Source organism: Caballeronia sp. A2-2, assembly GCF_057612605.2.
The window spans coordinates 781,433-795,533 of sequence record NZ_CM172587.1; the positions used below are offsets into that span (position 1 = coordinate 781,433).

General features: G+C 62.3%; 16 protein-coding genes. 13 read left to right on the forward strand and 3 right to left on the reverse strand.

The window, feature by feature from the left end; genetic code table 11:
* The first annotated feature begins 54 nt into the window (after nt 1-54).
* From ACZCWR_RS03765 to ACZCWR_RS03780, 4 genes are all read left to right on the forward strand, one after another.
* Entirely contained in the window at nt 55-195 is a 141-nt protein-coding gene (locus ACZCWR_RS03765) for a cytochrome oxidase small assembly protein (RefSeq protein WP_487303230.1), read from the forward strand.
* Nucleotide 196: 1 nt separating this feature from the next.
* On the forward strand, nt 197-766 hold the full coding sequence (locus ACZCWR_RS03770) for a cytochrome c oxidase assembly protein (RefSeq protein ID WP_487302395.1): 570 nt from the start codon (nt 197-199) through the stop codon (nt 764-766).
* 5 nt (nt 767-771) lie between these two features.
* Nucleotides 772-972 (forward strand): DUF2970 domain-containing protein, encoded by a 201-nt coding sequence (locus ACZCWR_RS03775; RefSeq protein ID WP_487302396.1) that lies wholly within the window; start codon nt 772-774, stop codon nt 970-972.
* 78 nt (nt 973-1,050) lie between these two features.
* Nucleotides 1,051-1,908 (forward strand): cytochrome c oxidase subunit 3, encoded by an 858-nt coding sequence (locus ACZCWR_RS03780; RefSeq protein WP_487302397.1) that lies wholly within the window; start codon nt 1,051-1,053, stop codon nt 1,906-1,908.
* Nucleotides 1,909-2,061: 153 nt separating this feature from the next.
* Here the strand turns inward: ACZCWR_RS03780 and ACZCWR_RS03785 are convergent, their stop codons facing one another.
* Nucleotides 2,062-2,271, reverse strand: coding sequence for a twin transmembrane helix small protein (locus ACZCWR_RS03785; RefSeq protein ID WP_487302398.1), 210 nt, complete (start codon nt 2,269-2,271; stop codon nt 2,062-2,064).
* A 127-nt stretch (nt 2,272-2,398) separates the two neighbouring features.
* Between ACZCWR_RS03785 and ACZCWR_RS03790 the strand changes: the two genes are divergently transcribed.
* From ACZCWR_RS03790 to ACZCWR_RS03810, 5 genes are read left to right on the forward strand one after another with little or no spacing between them, the layout of a single operon-like run.
* Nucleotides 2,399-3,139, forward strand: a complete 741-nt coding sequence (locus ACZCWR_RS03790) for an SURF1 family protein (RefSeq protein WP_487302399.1) — start codon at nt 2,399-2,401, stop codon at nt 3,137-3,139.
* A gap of 13 nt (nt 3,140-3,152) precedes the next feature.
* On the forward strand, nt 3,153-3,800 hold the full coding sequence (locus ACZCWR_RS03795) for an SCO family protein (RefSeq protein WP_487302400.1): 648 nt from the start codon (nt 3,153-3,155) through the stop codon (nt 3,798-3,800).
* Between the two features lie 24 nt (nt 3,801-3,824).
* Complete coding sequence (locus ACZCWR_RS03800; protein WP_487302401.1) at nt 3,825-4,934, forward strand: COX15/CtaA family protein; 1,110 nt, start codon at nt 3,825-3,827, stop codon at nt 4,932-4,934.
* Between the two features lie 12 nt (nt 4,935-4,946).
* Nucleotides 4,947-5,852, forward strand: a complete 906-nt coding sequence (cyoE, locus tag ACZCWR_RS03805; protein WP_487302402.1) for a heme o synthase — start codon at nt 4,947-4,949, stop codon at nt 5,850-5,852.
* Nucleotides 5,849-6,439 carry an SCO family protein gene (locus tag ACZCWR_RS03810; protein ID WP_487302403.1) on the forward strand — a complete coding sequence of 197 codons (591 nt, stop codon included), beginning with the start codon at nt 5,849-5,851 and terminating at the stop codon, nt 6,437-6,439. The genes cyoE and ACZCWR_RS03810 overlap by 4 nt, the downstream gene beginning before the upstream one ends.
* A 33-nt stretch (nt 6,440-6,472) precedes the next feature.
* Here the strand turns inward: ACZCWR_RS03810 and ACZCWR_RS03815 are convergent, their stop codons facing one another.
* Nucleotides 6,473-6,772, reverse strand: coding sequence for a YciI family protein (locus ACZCWR_RS03815; protein ID WP_487302404.1), 300 nt, complete (start codon nt 6,770-6,772; stop codon nt 6,473-6,475).
* Nucleotides 6,773-6,934: 162 nt separating this feature from the next.
* Here ACZCWR_RS03815 and ACZCWR_RS03820 point away from each other — a divergent pair, with 162 nt between their 5' ends.
* Nucleotides 6,935-7,747 (forward strand): MetQ/NlpA family ABC transporter substrate-binding protein, encoded by an 813-nt coding sequence (locus ACZCWR_RS03820; RefSeq protein ID WP_487302405.1) that lies wholly within the window; start codon nt 6,935-6,937, stop codon nt 7,745-7,747.
* Nucleotides 7,748-7,836: 89 nt separating this feature from the next.
* Here ACZCWR_RS03820 and ACZCWR_RS03825 read toward each other — a convergent pair whose 3' ends face one another.
* On the reverse strand, nt 7,837-8,766 hold the full coding sequence (locus tag ACZCWR_RS03825) for a bifunctional helix-turn-helix transcriptional regulator/GNAT family N-acetyltransferase (protein WP_487302406.1): 930 nt from the start codon (nt 8,764-8,766) through the stop codon (nt 7,837-7,839).
* A gap of 631 nt (nt 8,767-9,397) precedes the next feature.
* Here ACZCWR_RS03825 and nagA point away from each other — a divergent pair.
* The 3 genes from nagA to ptsP are packed head-to-tail and all read left to right on the forward strand — an operon-like array spanning nt 9,398 to nt 14,100.
* Nucleotides 9,398-10,501, forward strand: coding sequence for an N-acetylglucosamine-6-phosphate deacetylase (gene nagA, locus ACZCWR_RS03830; RefSeq protein ID WP_487302407.1), 1,104 nt, complete (start codon nt 9,398-9,400; stop codon nt 10,499-10,501).
* Complete coding sequence (locus ACZCWR_RS03835) at nt 10,494-11,501, forward strand: SIS domain-containing protein (protein ID WP_487303231.1); 1,008 nt, start codon at nt 10,494-10,496, stop codon at nt 11,499-11,501. The genes nagA and ACZCWR_RS03835 overlap by 8 nt, the downstream gene beginning before the upstream one ends.
* Nucleotides 11,502-11,511: 10 nt before the next feature.
* Complete coding sequence (gene ptsP / locus ACZCWR_RS03840) at nt 11,512-14,100, forward strand: phosphoenolpyruvate--protein phosphotransferase (protein ID WP_487302408.1); 2,589 nt, start codon at nt 11,512-11,514, stop codon at nt 14,098-14,100.
* Nucleotide 14,101: the final 1 nt, after the last annotated feature.

A 14,101-nucleotide genomic window follows, 5' to 3' on the forward strand; every position in this document is an offset into this window, starting at 1 on the left:
ACGTATCGCGGGACGTTCGGGAAGAACGTCCCGCGAATGAAAAGTCAGGGACGCATGGCACCGAATCCACCAAAAAGACGCACGCCCGAGGAAATCCGCGCGGGCAACAAGCGGCTCGGAATCATCATGATGCTGATCGCCGCCGTTTTCTTCGTGGGTATCGTGGTTCATCAATACCTGTTGTCGCGAGGGTAACGTGTCAACACCGCAAGAAACGCATGTCGATCGCGCGTTCAATCGGTCGATGCTGGTCAAACTCTGCGTCGTCGCGGCGCTGATGTTCGGCTTCGGCTTCGCGCTGGTGCCGATGTACCGCGCGATCTGCCAGATCACCGGCATCAATAACCTCGTGCAGAAGGATGTCGGCGCGCGCGAGGCGAAGAACACGCAAGTGGACATGAGCCGCACGATTTCCGTCGAATTCGATGCGAACGCGCGCGGCCCGCTGCAATTCAAGCCGGAGCAGAACGCGCTCGATCTTCATCCGGGCGAAGTCATGACGGTGATGTACCAGGTGACCAATCAGCAGAATCGCACGGTGAAGGCGCAGGCCATCCCGAGTTATGCGCCGAAGCAGGCCACCGAGTTTTTCAAGAAGATCGAATGCTTCTGCTTCACGCAGCAAACGCTGTTGCCGAATGAAACGAAACGCCTGCCGGTGGTGTTCGTGGTGGACCCGAAGCTGCCGAAGGACGTGAAGACCATCACGCTTTCCTACACGTTCTTCGAGCTGGATGCGCCGAAGTCGGTGGCGAAAGGATCATGAACGCCATGAACGCGGAAACTTCGAAAGGCGGCTTCCTCCGGCTAATTAAGGCCGTGTTCTGGTCGTTCTTCGGCGTGCGCCGCCGCGCGGATCTCGAAAGCGATGCCGCGCAACTGAAGCCGCTGCATCTGATCGCGGCGGGCGTGATCGGCGCGGCGATGTTCATCGTTGTGCTGCTCTTGATCGTGCGCGCGGTGGTGCATTAAAGAATCGACGGACCGGCGGGCGCGCATGACCCGGCGGCAAGCAACTCAAGCAATCAGGAACGAAGTGGAGAATCAACAATGAGCGGTCAAAACGAGAGCCCGTATTACTTCGTGCCGCATCCGTCGCGGCATCCGGTCATGGCCGCGTGCGGTCTGCTGGTGATGCTGGCGTCGCTGGCGTCGTGGGTGAACGGGCATAGCTTCGGGCCGGCGGGCACGTTCATCGGCTTGCTGTTCGTGTTGTTCGTGCTGTGGCACTGGTTCGGCGACGCTATTTCCGAATCCGAAGGCGGCATGTACGGCAAGCGCGTGGATGTGTCGTATCGCTGGAGCATGAGCTGGTTCATCTTCTCCGAAGTCATGTTCTTCGCGGCATTCTTCGGCGCGCTGTTCTATGCGCGGCAGATCGCGCTGCACGAACTCGGCAGCCTCGATTACAAGCTCATTTGGCCGGACTTCTCCGCCGTGTGGCCGAACAACGGTCCCGCCGCGCTCGTGCCGCATTTCCGCGCGATGGTGCCATGGCCGCTGCCGACCATCAACACGGCGCTGTTGCTGTCCTCCGGCGCGACGCTCACGGTGGCTCACCATGCGGTTCGTGAGAATCACCGCAGAAAGGCGATCATCTGGATGGCGGCGACGGTGCTGCTCGGCGTGATCTTCCTGTTCTGCCAGGGCTACGAATATTTCCACGCGTACAACGAACTGAACCTGACGCTTTCGTCCGGCGTGTACGGTTCGACGTTCTTCCTGCTGACCGGCTTCCACGGCTTCCACGTGTTCCTCGGCGGCACGATGCTGACCGTCGTGATGATTCGCCTGATTCGCGGGCACTTCACGGCGGAACATCACTTCGCGTTCGAAGGCGCTGCGTGGTATTGGCACTTCGTGGACGTCGTGTGGCTCGGGCTGTACGTCGTCGTGTACTGGCTGTAAGCGCGTCTCGCGGATGTTTTTGTCCGCGTGCGAATGTGCTTGGAATGGGTATGAAGGACGCCGCCCCGGACCTGTCTCGGGCGGCGTCGTGTTTTTCAGCGGTACGAAATTACCGCGACAATTGGACTCGTAGGGAAGAACCCGCGACGCGGGTTATCGTCCAAGCGGAATGCCGGAAGATTGAATCCAGCCCATCCAGTGCGCGAACAGGATGAACAGGAACAGCGAGATGGACAGCCCGACGCGCGCGGCGAGCGACCATACCATCCGCTTTGTCCGGCCTTTGTCGGTCATCATGAAATACAGCGCCGACCCGAGGCTGCCGAGGATGAGAATGAATGCGATGGCGACGAAGATATGCATGAACTCAGCCAGCGAATGGTGCTCAGGAAAAAGCAGTGAGCAGTATTGAATTGAACCATCTCATTATCTCACTCGATGCAACGGCACGTGCGCGTGCCCGACGCATGCCGCGGTGCGGGATCGCGTTATGAAGGTGCGCTTTCTGCCCACGTTGCTGATCCTCATCGTGGTCGCGGTGACGATGCGGCTCGGCTTCTGGCAGCGGGACCGCGCGCATCAGAAAGAGGCGCTCAATGCGCAGATCGTCGCGTTCGAGAACGCGCCTGCGCAGACGGTCGGGGCGAATGTCATTCCGCTCAAGTCGATCGAATTTCATCGCGTGGAGGCGCGCGGTGAGTTCATGCCGGAGCGCGCCGTGTTTCTCGATAATCGTCCGTATAACGACCAGCCCGGCTTTTATGTCGTGATGCCGCTTAAACTCGTGGGCGGCGGCACGGTGCTCGTGAATCGCGGATGGTTGCCGCGCAATCTCGCGGACCGAACGGGCATCGAGCCGTTCGAGACGCCGAAGGGCACGGTCGATGTCCAGGGCATCGCGCGGGCGAATGCATCGCAGGCGTTCGAGCTTGGAAGCGGCGGGTCGGCGGCGCATCAGGAAATCCGCCAGAACCTGGATGTCGCGGCGTATGCGAAGGAAACCGGACTCGCCTTGCAGCCGTTCGTGATCCAGCAGACCAACGACACCGGCGACAAACTCGTGCGCGACTGGCCCGCGCCGACGCTGGGCGTCGAACGCAATTACGGCTACATGCTCCAGTGGTGGGGCATGGCGGTCGCGGCCATCGGCTTCGGACTGTATGCCGCGCGGCGCGCCGCGAAGAAGGACAACCCGCTCGCGGAAGACGACGAAGCCGCGAATCACGCATAGATCACTTTCGACGATGCAAACACAACGCACTTCCCCGACTCAACCGCGCGGCGTACGCCCGCCGACGAAACCCGGCTCCTGGTACAACGGCCGCTGGATGCTGGTGTTGCTCGCGCTCGTGTGCGCGGCGCCGGTCATCGCGTCGTATCTCATGTACTACGTGTTCAAGCCTGCGGGCGGCACGACGAGCTACGGCACCTTGATCGACCCGCAGCGGCCCGTTCCGGCGCAACTAATGGTCGTCGATGAAAACGGCCATAGTGCACCGCTCAAGTCGTTCGAAGGCAAGTGGCTGATGATCACCGTCAACGGCAGCGATTGCGACGAGCAGTGCGTGAAGCGCCTGTTCTACATGCGCCAGGTGCGCGTGCTGCAAAACGGCGAGCGCGACCGCGTGGTCGATGTCTGGCTGCGCACCGATGACAAGCCGGTGTCGGACGTCATCAAAAGCGCGTATCCGCAACCCGACACGCGCATGTTCATTGCCAATCAGCAGCAAATTGCGGCATGGCTTCCCGTCGATGACAACAGCAAGCTGACCGACCACATCTTCCTCGTCGATCCCAATGGCAACCTGATGATGCGTTTCCCCAAGGACCCCGATCCGAAAAAGATCAACGCCGATCTGGCGAAGTTGTTGAAGTGGTCGCGTATCGGCTGACGCGCTGTGTGAGAGTCCAAAGAAATGTTCGTACTGCAACTCGCTTTGATCGGTCTGTGCATCGCGCTCTTGCCGCTTTCGTATGTCTGGGCCAAGGCGGATGACGGCAAGTTCAGGAAGCTCGTGTGGCTCACCACGTTCCTGACGCTCGATCTCATCATGTTCGGCGGCTTCACGCGCCTGACCGATTCCGGTCTCGGCTGTCCCGACTGGCCGGGCTGTTACGGCACGTCGTCGCCGTTCATCGCGCATGCACAGATCGCCGCCGCCTATCAGGCGATGCCCAGCGGCCCGGTGAGTCTCGCGAAGGCGTGGATCGAAATGCTCCACCGTTATTTCGCCATGGCGATCGGCGTGCTCATCATCGCGCAGGTCGTGATCGCGTGGACGGCGCGCGTGAAGAAGCGGCCCTTGCATGTCTCGCCGTGGTGGCCGACCGGCATTCTCGCGTTGATCGTGCTGCAAGGCGCGTTCGGCGCGTGGACCGTCACGTTCAAGCTGCAACCCGTGATCGTGACGACGCATCTGTTGCTCGGCCTTGCGCTGCTCGGCACGCTCGGTTGGCTGGCCGCGCGCATGACGCCCGTGCCTTCGCTCGATTCCGCCGCCGCCCGCTGGATGCCCGCCGCCGTTTTCGGTCTGCTGCTGCTCGTCGTGCAGATCGCGCTGGGCGGCTGGGTCAGCACCAACTACGCGGTGCTCGCCTGCACGGACTTCCCGCTCTGCAACGGCCAATGGATTCCGCCGATGAACTTCGAACACGGCTTCCACCTGTGGCGCGCGCTCGGCATGACCGGCGACGGCGACATGATCTCGCAGGATGCGCTCGTCGCGATTCACTGGACGCATCGCACGTTCGCGGTGGTGGTCGTCGTGTATCTCCTTTGGCTTGCGTCAAGACTCAGGCGTTTCGAATCGCTCAGAAGGCCCGCGAATGGCGTATTGTTGGTCATCGTCACTCAGTTTCTCACCGGCATGTCGAACATCGTTCTGCAATGGCCGCTGCCTGTCGCCGTGGCGCATAACGGCGGTGCGGCGATCCTGTTGCTGCTGCTCGTCATGCTAAACTTTCGAATCTCCTCCAGCCGTCCCGGCCGCGCTGCAGTTCCCACGCGCGATGTCGTTTCAGCGTGATTCCGCCGCCTTATGGATAGCACGACACTCAATTCCCCCCTCGGCAGCCGCGTATCGCAATACCTCGCGCTGACCAAGCCGCGCGTCACGCAGCTTGCCGTGTTCTGCGCCGTCATCGGCATGTTCCTCGCCACGCCCGGCATGGTGCCGTGGGACAAACTCATTGGCGGCGTGGTCGGCATCTGGTTGCTGGCGGGCGCGGCGTTCGCCATCAATTGTCTCGTCGAGCAAAAGGTCGATGCGAAGATGCGCCGCACCGCGTGGCGTCCGTCCGCGCGCGGCCAGATCACGACGATGCAGATTCTCGTGTTCTCGGCGGTGCTCGGCGGCATCGGCATGTGGACGCTTTATACGTTCACCAACGCGCTCACGATGTGGCTGACCATCGCCACGTTCGTCGGTTACGCGGTCATCTATACGCTGCTGCTCAAGCCTTATACGCCGCAGAATATCGTCATTGGCGGTGCGTCCGGCGCCATGCCGCCGGCGCTCGGCTGGGCGGCGGTCACGGGCCACGTTCCCGGCGATGCCTGGATTCTCGTGCTCATCATCTTCGTGTGGACGCCGCCGCATTTCTGGGCGCTGGCGCTGTATCGCCGCAAGGATTACGAGAATGCGGGCTTGCCCATGCTGCCCGTCACGCATGGCGAGAAGTACACGCTGCTCAATATCTTTCTGTACACCATCGTTCTGTTCGCCGTCACCTTGATGCCGTTCATCTCGGGCATGAGCGGCGTGGTGTATCTGGCGAGTGCCGTTGCGCTCGGCGCGGGCTTTCTGGGCTACGCGTGGAAGATGTATCGCACGTATTCGGATGCCTTGGCGCGCAGGACTTTCCGTTATTCGATCATCTATCTATCGCTGCTGTTCATGGCGCTGCTGGTCGATCATTACGTGCGCACGGTGATCGGCGCATGACGAGCTTTCTTCGACGTTTCGGCGCGCTCATCGCGTGCGCGTTGCTGCTTGCGGCCTGCCAGCGAACGCAGGATTTCAAGAATCTCGACATCACCGGCAACAAGCAGTTTGGCAGCGATTTCGCCTTGCCGGATACCACGGGCAAGACGCGCACGCTCGCGGATTTCAAAGGCAAGGCGGTCGTGCTGTTCTTCGGCTACACGCATTGCCCGGATGTCTGCCCGACGACGCTCGCCGAGCTTTCGCAAGCCATGCAGCAACTCGGCGACAAGTCGAAAGACGTGCAAGTGTTGATGGTGACGGTCGACCCGTCCCGCGACACCGCGCCCTTGCTCGGCCAGTATGTCGCGGCGTTCAATCCCGCATATATCGGTTTGCGTCCGGCCAACGACGCGCAACTCGTGCAGGTGGCAAAAGACTTCCGCGTCTACTACGCAAAGTCCGCAGGCAAGACCCCCGACGATTACACGATGGACCACACCGCCGCCAGCTATGTGTTCGACAAAGACGGCAAGCTGCGTCTGTTCGCGCGCGACGGGCAGGGCGTCGAGCCATGGGTGCATGACCTCAAGATATTGATCGACTAAACGAAACGGCCCTCACATCGAGGGCCGTTTTTTTCAGCGATCCGAAGCCGCTTCCGGCAAATTCAAACCCGGCGCAAGCCGCGTCGCCTTGAACTCGGTCACGTCGTAATGCGCGAGTTGCTGCTGCGCGAACGGATCTTCCGCGATGATTTCATCGAGCCGCGCCCGGTCGATGCCCGACGCGAGAATGATCCCGCCTTCACGCGGCACCTTCGGCCCGGCGATCACGAACACGCCTGCTTCGAAGTAACGCACGAGGAATTCGCGATGCGCTTCGAGCGCGTCGTCGATCTCGGCAAGCGCGCCGGTGTAACGCAGGTTGATCACATACATGATGGTTTGGACTCCCGTTGGCTCATGGCAATGATTCTATCCGCCTCATGAAAACGGGATATCGGCATGAGCATTCTGTATTTTGCGTGAGCGCCCCGGCATGCGAATATCGCCGGGCAATTTCGCAGTCAGTCGTATCGAAAGTCAGGGAAACAGGAACACATGCAGCGCAGAAATTTGCTTAAAAGTTTGATCGCAGTGGCGGCATCGGCCGCTTTCTTCACGAGTCTCACGGCGCAGGCCGACGATAAGGTCATCAAGGTTGGCACCATCGCCGGCCCGGACGCGCAAATCTGGCAAGTCGTGCAGAAGGTCGCGAAGCGTGAAGGTCTCAACGTGAAAGTGATCGAGTTCAACGATTACATCCAGCCGAATGCCGCGCTCGATGCCGGCGATCTCGACGCCAACAGCTTTCAGCATCAACCGTATCTCGACAGCCAGATCAAGCAACGCGGCTACAAGCTGACCAACGCGGGCCTGACGTATATCTCGCCGCTCGGTGTGTATTCGAAGAAGCTCAAGTCGTTGAAGGATTTGCCGCAAGGCGCGAAGGTCGCGGTGCCGAACGATCCGTCGAACGAGAATCGCGCATTGTTGCTCCTGCAGGCGCAGGGCGTCATCAAGCTGAAGGCGGGCGCGGGCGTGAACGGCAATAGCGCAACGGCGCTCGACGTGGCGGACAACCCGAAGAAGATCAAGATTCTCGAACTCGATGCAGCGCAATTACCACGCACGCTCGCCGATGTCGATGCCGCCGCCATCAACACGAACTTCGCGCTCGCGGCCGGCCTGCAACCGACGAAGGACGCGATCGCGCTCGAAGACGTGCACGGCCCGTATGCGAATTTGATCGCGGTGCGGACGAAGGACCGCGACCAGCCGTGGGTGAAGAAGCTGGTGGCGGCGTATCAGTCCGACGACGTGCGGCAGTTCATGAAGACGGAATTCAAGGGCTCCATGGTGCCGTCGTTCTGATCGCGCGTTAAGCATCAAGCAACGAGCAACAAGCAACGAGCAAGGCAAAAAACGGCGTTCGAAAGAACGCCGTTTTTCATGCTGCGTGCTCAATCGGCATACGCCTTGCGCAATTCGCGCCGCCAGACGACGTTCGAACCTTCTCCTTGCGACGGCTTGAATCCGGTCCGCAGGAACAGGCCGTACTCGTCTTCACGGGCTTCCGGAACGTTGAAGACGATGTCCGCATAACCCGCACCGTGCGCGAAGTTGGTACACGCGGCGACCAGTTGCGATCCAAGTCCGTTACGACGCGCACTCGGCTCGACGAACAGCAGTTCGATGCGCGCCCGCGTGCTGGATTCGCCCATCAGCACGGCCGCGCCGATGCGTGCCGCGCCGTCTTGTTCGGCCAGCCAGCAGGCAGCACGCGGCGTGTTCGATTTCAGCGCGCCGAGAAAGCGCGAGACGACGTCTGCCGCATGTGCTTCGTTGTCGAGACTGCCGCGTTCGGGCGAGTCCAGATGCGCGTGACGCTCGATCATCCAGCCGAAGTCGCCGCAGCGCGGACTTCGCAATCGCGCACTGATCGAACGATTCGACGTGGACGACAGCAAGCGCTCGACATCGGCCATGCCCTGAGTCAGCTGTTCGATTTCGCCTGCGCTGAGCCGTTCCAGCATGATCGCGGTCTCGGCAGAGATATGCAGGTCGATTTCGTCGACACGCGCGCGGGCCTCAGGCGTCATGACGAGCAGATGCGCACGGCCATCCGATTCGTTCTTGACGCGTGCGATCAAGCCGAGCTTCTGGAAGTTGGTGATCAGACGGCTGAGATAGCCGGTGTCCAGCCCCAGAATGCGCGACAGGTCTGCTGCCGTATGAGCGCGCGCATGCGCCAGTTCATGCAGGATGCGCACCTCGGTCAGCGAGAATTCGCTCTTGTGCAAACGTTCATGGAGCGCGCCCGCATGGCGCGCATAAAAGCGGTTGAAGCGCCGCACGGCTTCGGCGGCCTGGCTCGGATCTGAACAGCCCATCTGCCTTACTCTCTCGTGTGTACGTTTTCGTAGATTAGTTGCGAATCCGAACTAACGGCCTTATTGTGCCAAAGATGAACGGTCGTGCGAATACTAAAATACTTAAAAATACAGAAGAATGTTTGCCTGATCCCAATTTCACCCGCTGGTTCGTTGATTGGGGAAAGTACTGATCGTAAAAGTGTTTGCTGACAAGTTGATAAACATGCTTTAAGCAATTGATTTGATTGGTCTTAATCCAGTTATCAGGGGATTTTTGATGGCCTTTGACTGGTATTATGTTGGTTATATAATGGGCTCCGATTTGAGGCCGTTGGAGTAGGCGGAACTCGGCCATGACACGCGACAGACCGCGTTCACACGGTCGGCCAATCTGCTGCCCTTAATGCTGCTTTAAGGCAATCAATTGCGACGAGCCTTTTGCGTTGAAAGAGTGAAGGTAGATCTGCGCATCGGCGAGCAAGGCACCATTAAGCATTACGAAAGCAAAAAAAGAATCGGAGGACTGAAGACACCGTTCGCACGCCGCGCGCCCTCGATTCAAGGTGCGAATCACGCGGCAAGCCTGCTCGCAGCACGGCGCGAAGGGCGTCCGGCCTCATCCACGCATCGCGTACTTCCAGAGAACTTCATGCTGAAAGGAAACATACTCACGACGGATGGCTGGATCAACGGCTCCGTCCGTTTCGAGAACGGCCGCGTGACGGCGCTCGAAGGTCATATCGCGGACCCGCTGGCCAATGACGATCCCTATATCCTGCCCGGCTTCATCGATCTGCACGTTCATGGCGGCGGCGGGCGCGACATCATGGAAGGCGGCGATGCAGCGGATACCGTCGCCCGCCAGCACGCGCGGCACGGCACCACGGGCATGCTCGCCACCACCATGACCGCGCCGCGCGACGAACTCATGCAAGTGGTCGCCGGTCTCGGCGAACAGGCGCGGCATCGCGCGAGCGGCGGCGCGCGCGTGCTCGGCGTGCATCTGGAAGGTCCGTATATCAATCCCGGCAAGCTCGGCGCGCAGCCGGACGCCGCCGCCGTCGCCGTGCGCGAGGACGTGCTCAAGTACCTCGAACTCGCGCCCATTCGCGTCGTCACTATTGCGCCGGAAATCTCGGGGCATCTGGACATCATCTCGGAGATGGCTTCGCGCGGCGTGCGCGTGCAGCTCGGCCATTCGCTCGGCACCTATGACGATGCCGTCAACGCGCTCAAACACGGCGCGCGCGGCTTCACGCATCTGTTCAACGCCATGTCGCCGCTGCATCACCGCGATCCGGGGATGGTCGGCGCCGCGCTCGCGCATGCCGAATACGCGGAACTCATTCCCGACCTGCTGCATGTGCATCCGGGCGCGATTCGCGCCGCCATGCGCGCGATCCCGCGTTTATATGTCGTCACCGACAGCACGTCCGCTGCCGGCATGCCCGATGGCGAATACCGTCTCGGCAGCCAGCACGTCACCAAATGCATGGGCGGCGTCCGTCTCGCGGACGGCACGCTTGCCGGCAGCACCCTGACCATGGATCAGGCGCTGCGCAATCTCGTCTCGCTGGGCATTCCGCTCGCGGATGTATCGAATCGCCTGTCGCGCTATCCCGCGGATTACCTCGGACTCGAAGACCGCGGCCGCATCGCGCGCGGCGCGTGGGCCGACATGGTCGTGCTCGACCGGGAACACGCGCTGACGGCCACGTATGTCGAAGGAGAATCAATTGTCGAATATGCTTAATGAGGCGCTGGAGTCCGCGAATGTCGTCGCGGCCCAGCTCGCCGATACCTCGCGTATCGAGGAACTCGCGGTCAAGCTGCGCGAACAGCCGCGTCACGTCGCGCTGACGGTCGCGCGCGGTTCGTCCGACCACGCCGCCAGTTATTTCGGAGCGCTCACGATGAGCCGCATCGGCGTGCCGGTCGCCTCGCTGCCGATGTCCGTCGCCACGCTTCAACAAGCGCCGTTGCGCGTGTCGGGGCAACTGGCCGTCGCGTTCTCGCAATCGGGCAAGAGCCCGGATCTCGTCGGCACCATGCAGGCCTTGCGCGATGCAGGCGCGTTTACCGTGGCTGCTGTCAATGTCGCGGGTTCGCCGCTCGAAGCCGCGTGCGAGTTCTATCTGCCGCTGCTTGCCGGTCCCGAACTTTCGGTCGCCGCGACCAAAAGCTATATCGCGATGCTCTCGCTGTCCGCCATCGTCATCGCTCATGTTCAGCGCGATGCCGAATTGCTCAACGCGCTCAAGACGCTGCCGGATTCGCTGCGCGCGGCAGGCAAGCTCGACTGGTCGCGTGCCGTCGCCGAACTCAAGGGCGTCGATCGCATGATCGTGATCGGACGCGGGCTGGGGCTTGCCATCGCGCAGGAAGCGGCGTTGAAACTGAAGGAAACGTCCGGCATACAGGCTGAAGCGTTTTCGAGCGCGGAAGTGCGTCATGGCCCGATGGAGATCATCGATCAAGGTTATCCGCTGCTCGTGTTCGCGCCACGCGGGCCGGAGCAGGCGGGCCTGATCCAACTCGCCGCCGACATGCGCGCTCGCGGCGCACGCGTGCTGCTGGCCGCACCATCCGACGTGCCGGGCGCGGAACTGCCGCTCGTCGCAACCGACCACCCGGCGCTCGACCCGATCGCCACGATCCTTTCGTTCTACGTGATGGCCGCGGCCCTGGCCGATGCGCGCGGGCGCAATCCCGATGCGCCGCGTCACCTGAACAAGGTCACCGAAACCCATTGAGAGATAGCCGATGCGCCGTGCCGAGGAGTCCCTGTTGAATCATTCCACCGCCAATCCGAACGATGCCGTTCTGCTCGCGCCCTTCACCGGCCCCGTCGTGCCGCTCGCGGACGTGCCGGACCCCGTGTTCGCGGAGGGCATGTTCGGCGACGGCATCGGCATCGATCCGCTCGACAACGTGCTGGCCTCGCCCTGCGATGGCGTTGTCACGCACCTGGCGCGCACGCATCACGCCGTGACGCTGCGCACGCCGCAGGGCGCGGAAGTGCTGGTGCATATCGGCATCGATACGGTGGAGTTGGGCGGTGAAGGTTTTGCGCCGCTGGTCGAACAAGGCGCGACGGTGCGCGCCGGGCAACCGCTGATCGAGTTCAACGCGGATTTCGTCGCGCAGCATGCGCCGAGTCTCGTTTCGGTGATCGCGGTCGCCAACGGCGATGCGTTCGATGTCATCGAGCGCGCGGGCCGTGGCGTGCTCAAAACCGGCGAACGTCTGCTCGTGCTGCGCGCGAAAGATGGCGCGAAGGCGGAAAACGCGCGTTCCGGCGCGAACGTGACGGAAGAAGCGCGGCGTCGTGTGACATTGGCGCACGCGGGCGGTTTGCATGCGCGGCCGGCTGCGCGAGCGCGTGAAGCGGCGCGCGGTTTCGACGCAAAGGTCGAAGTGCGTTACGAAGGCAAGAAGGCGCCGGTGGAAAGCGTCGTCGGTTTGCTCGGATTGGGTGCGGGCGAAGGCGCGACCATCGAACTGGTTGCTATCGGCGCGCAAGCCGAACAGGCGGTGGAAGCTGTCGCCGCCGAACTGCTGCGCGCGGCGCACGGTGAAGTGGAAGAAAGCCCCGCGCGCAGCAAGTCGCCTGCGCCGGTCGCTGCGCCGCGCGCGTCGGGCGAACCGTTGCCGCCGAACACGCTCGCGGGCGTGTGCGCCGCACCCGGCATCGCGGTCGGCACGCTGGTGCGCTGGGACGATCAGGACATCGTGCCGCCGGAACAGGCGAGCGGTTCATCGGCGACGGAAAGCCGTGCGTTGGACAAGGCCATCGCGCAGGTCGATGCCGAACTCGACGAAACCGTGCGCACGGCATCGCAACGCGGCGCAGTCGGCGAAGCGGGCATTTTCGCGGTGCATCGCGTGCTGCTGGAAGACCCGACGCTCATCGATGCCGCGCGCGATCTCATCAGCCTGGGCAAGAGCGCGGGTTTCGCGTGGCGCGAAGCGATCCGCGCGCAGATCGCGCTGCTCAACAACGTGAACGATGAACTGCTCGCGGAACGCGCGGCGGATTTGCGCGATATCGAAAAGCGCGTGTTGCGCGCGCTCGGCCTGACCAATACGACGGCGCGCGAGTTGCCGCAGGAAGCGGTGCTCGCGGCGGTGGAGTTCACGCCGTCCGATCTTTCATCGCTGGATCGCACGCGCGTGACGGCGCTCGTGATGTCGCGCGGCGGGGCCACGTCGCATGCGGCGATCATCGCGCGGCAGATCGGCATTCCGGCGCTCGTCGCCATCGGCGATGCCTTGCACGCGATTCCGGATGGCACGCAGGTCGTGGTGAACGCATCGGCGGGACGCGTCGAACATGCGCCGACTCAACTCGATGTCGAACGCGCGCGCAACGAACGTGACCGACTGGCGGGCGTGCGCGAGGCGAATCGGAAGATGTCGCGTCTGGCGGCATCGACGAAGGATGGCCGGCATATCGAAGTCGCCGCGAATATCGCGACGCTCGACGATGCCAAAGCCGCCGTCGATAACGGCGCGGATGCAGTCGGTCTGCTGCGCACGGAATTGCTGTTCATTCACCGTCAGTCGGCCCCGACCGCGACCGAACACGCGGAAAGCTATCAGAGCATTGTCGATGCGCTGCAAGGCCGCACCGCGATCATCCGCACACTGGATGTCGGCGCGGACAAGGAAGTGGATTATCTGACGCTGCCGCCCGAGGAAAATCCGGCGCTCGGCCTGCGCGGAATTCGTCTGGCGCAAGTGCGTCCCGATCTGCTCGACGATCAGTTGCGCGGTCTGCTCGCGGTCAAGCCCGCCGACAAGGTGCGCATTCTCCTGCCGATGGTCACCGATTCCGGCGAACTGCAACGCCTGCGCACGCGCATCGACGAACTGGCGCGCGAAGCGGGCCGCACGGAACATGTGGAAGTGGGCGTGATGATCGAAGTGCCGTCGGCGGCGCTCTTGGCCGATCAGCTCGCGAAGTATGCGGACTTTCTTTCCATCGGCACCAACGATTTGACGCAGTACACGCTCGCCATGGACCGTTGCCAGCCCGATCTCGCCGCGCAGTCGGATGGTTTGCATCCGGCGGTGCTGCGGCTCATCAAGACGGCGGTGCAGGGCGCGGAGAAGCACGGCAAATGGGTCGGCGTGTGCGGCGCGCTCGGTGGCGATCCGCTCGCGGTGCCCTTGCTCGTGGGCCTCGGCGTGACCGAACTGTCCGTCGATCCGGGTTCGGTGCCCGGTATCAAGGCGCGTGTGCGCAATCTCGATTACCCACTGTGCCGTCAGCGCGCCGAGGATTGCCTCGCGCTCGAATCGGCGCAGGCAGTAAGAGCGGCAAGCCGCGAAATCTGGCCGCAGGACTGAC

Coding starts and splice junctions, on each gene's coding strand:
- ACZCWR_RS03785 (WP_487302398.1), bottom strand. CDS start 2,271: ATGCATATCTTCGTCGCCATCGCATTCATTCTCATCCTCGGCAGCCTC.
- ACZCWR_RS03815 (WP_487302404.1), bottom strand. CDS start 6,772: ATGTATGTGATCAACCTGCGTTACACCGGCGCGCTTGCCGAGATCGAC.
- ptsP (WP_487302408.1), top strand. CDS start 11,512: ATGCGCCGTGCCGAGGAGTCCCTGTTGAATCATTCCACCGCCAATCCG.
- ACZCWR_RS03810 (WP_487302403.1), top strand. CDS start 5,849: ATGACGAGCTTTCTTCGACGTTTCGGCGCGCTCATCGCGTGCGCGTTG.
- cyoE (WP_487302402.1), top strand. CDS start 4,947: ATGGATAGCACGACACTCAATTCCCCCCTCGGCAGCCGCGTATCGCAA.
- ACZCWR_RS03820 (WP_487302405.1), top strand. CDS start 6,935: ATGCAGCGCAGAAATTTGCTTAAAAGTTTGATCGCAGTGGCGGCATCG.
- ACZCWR_RS03765 (WP_487303230.1), top strand. CDS start 55: ATGGCACCGAATCCACCAAAAAGACGCACGCCCGAGGAAATCCGCGCG.
- ACZCWR_RS03780 (WP_487302397.1), top strand. CDS start 1,051: ATGAGCGGTCAAAACGAGAGCCCGTATTACTTCGTGCCGCATCCGTCG.
- nagA (WP_487302407.1), top strand. CDS start 9,398: ATGCTGAAAGGAAACATACTCACGACGGATGGCTGGATCAACGGCTCC.
- ACZCWR_RS03775 (WP_487302396.1), top strand. CDS start 772: ATGAACGCGGAAACTTCGAAAGGCGGCTTCCTCCGGCTAATTAAGGCC.
- ACZCWR_RS03835 (WP_487303231.1), top strand. CDS start 10,494: ATGCTTAATGAGGCGCTGGAGTCCGCGAATGTCGTCGCGGCCCAGCTC.
- ACZCWR_RS03825 (WP_487302406.1), bottom strand. CDS start 8,766: ATGGGCTGTTCAGATCCGAGCCAGGCCGCCGAAGCCGTGCGGCGCTTC.
- ACZCWR_RS03790 (WP_487302399.1), top strand. CDS start 2,399: ATGAAGGTGCGCTTTCTGCCCACGTTGCTGATCCTCATCGTGGTCGCG.
- ACZCWR_RS03795 (WP_487302400.1), top strand. CDS start 3,153: ATGCAAACACAACGCACTTCCCCGACTCAACCGCGCGGCGTACGCCCG.
- ACZCWR_RS03800 (WP_487302401.1), top strand. CDS start 3,825: ATGTTCGTACTGCAACTCGCTTTGATCGGTCTGTGCATCGCGCTCTTG.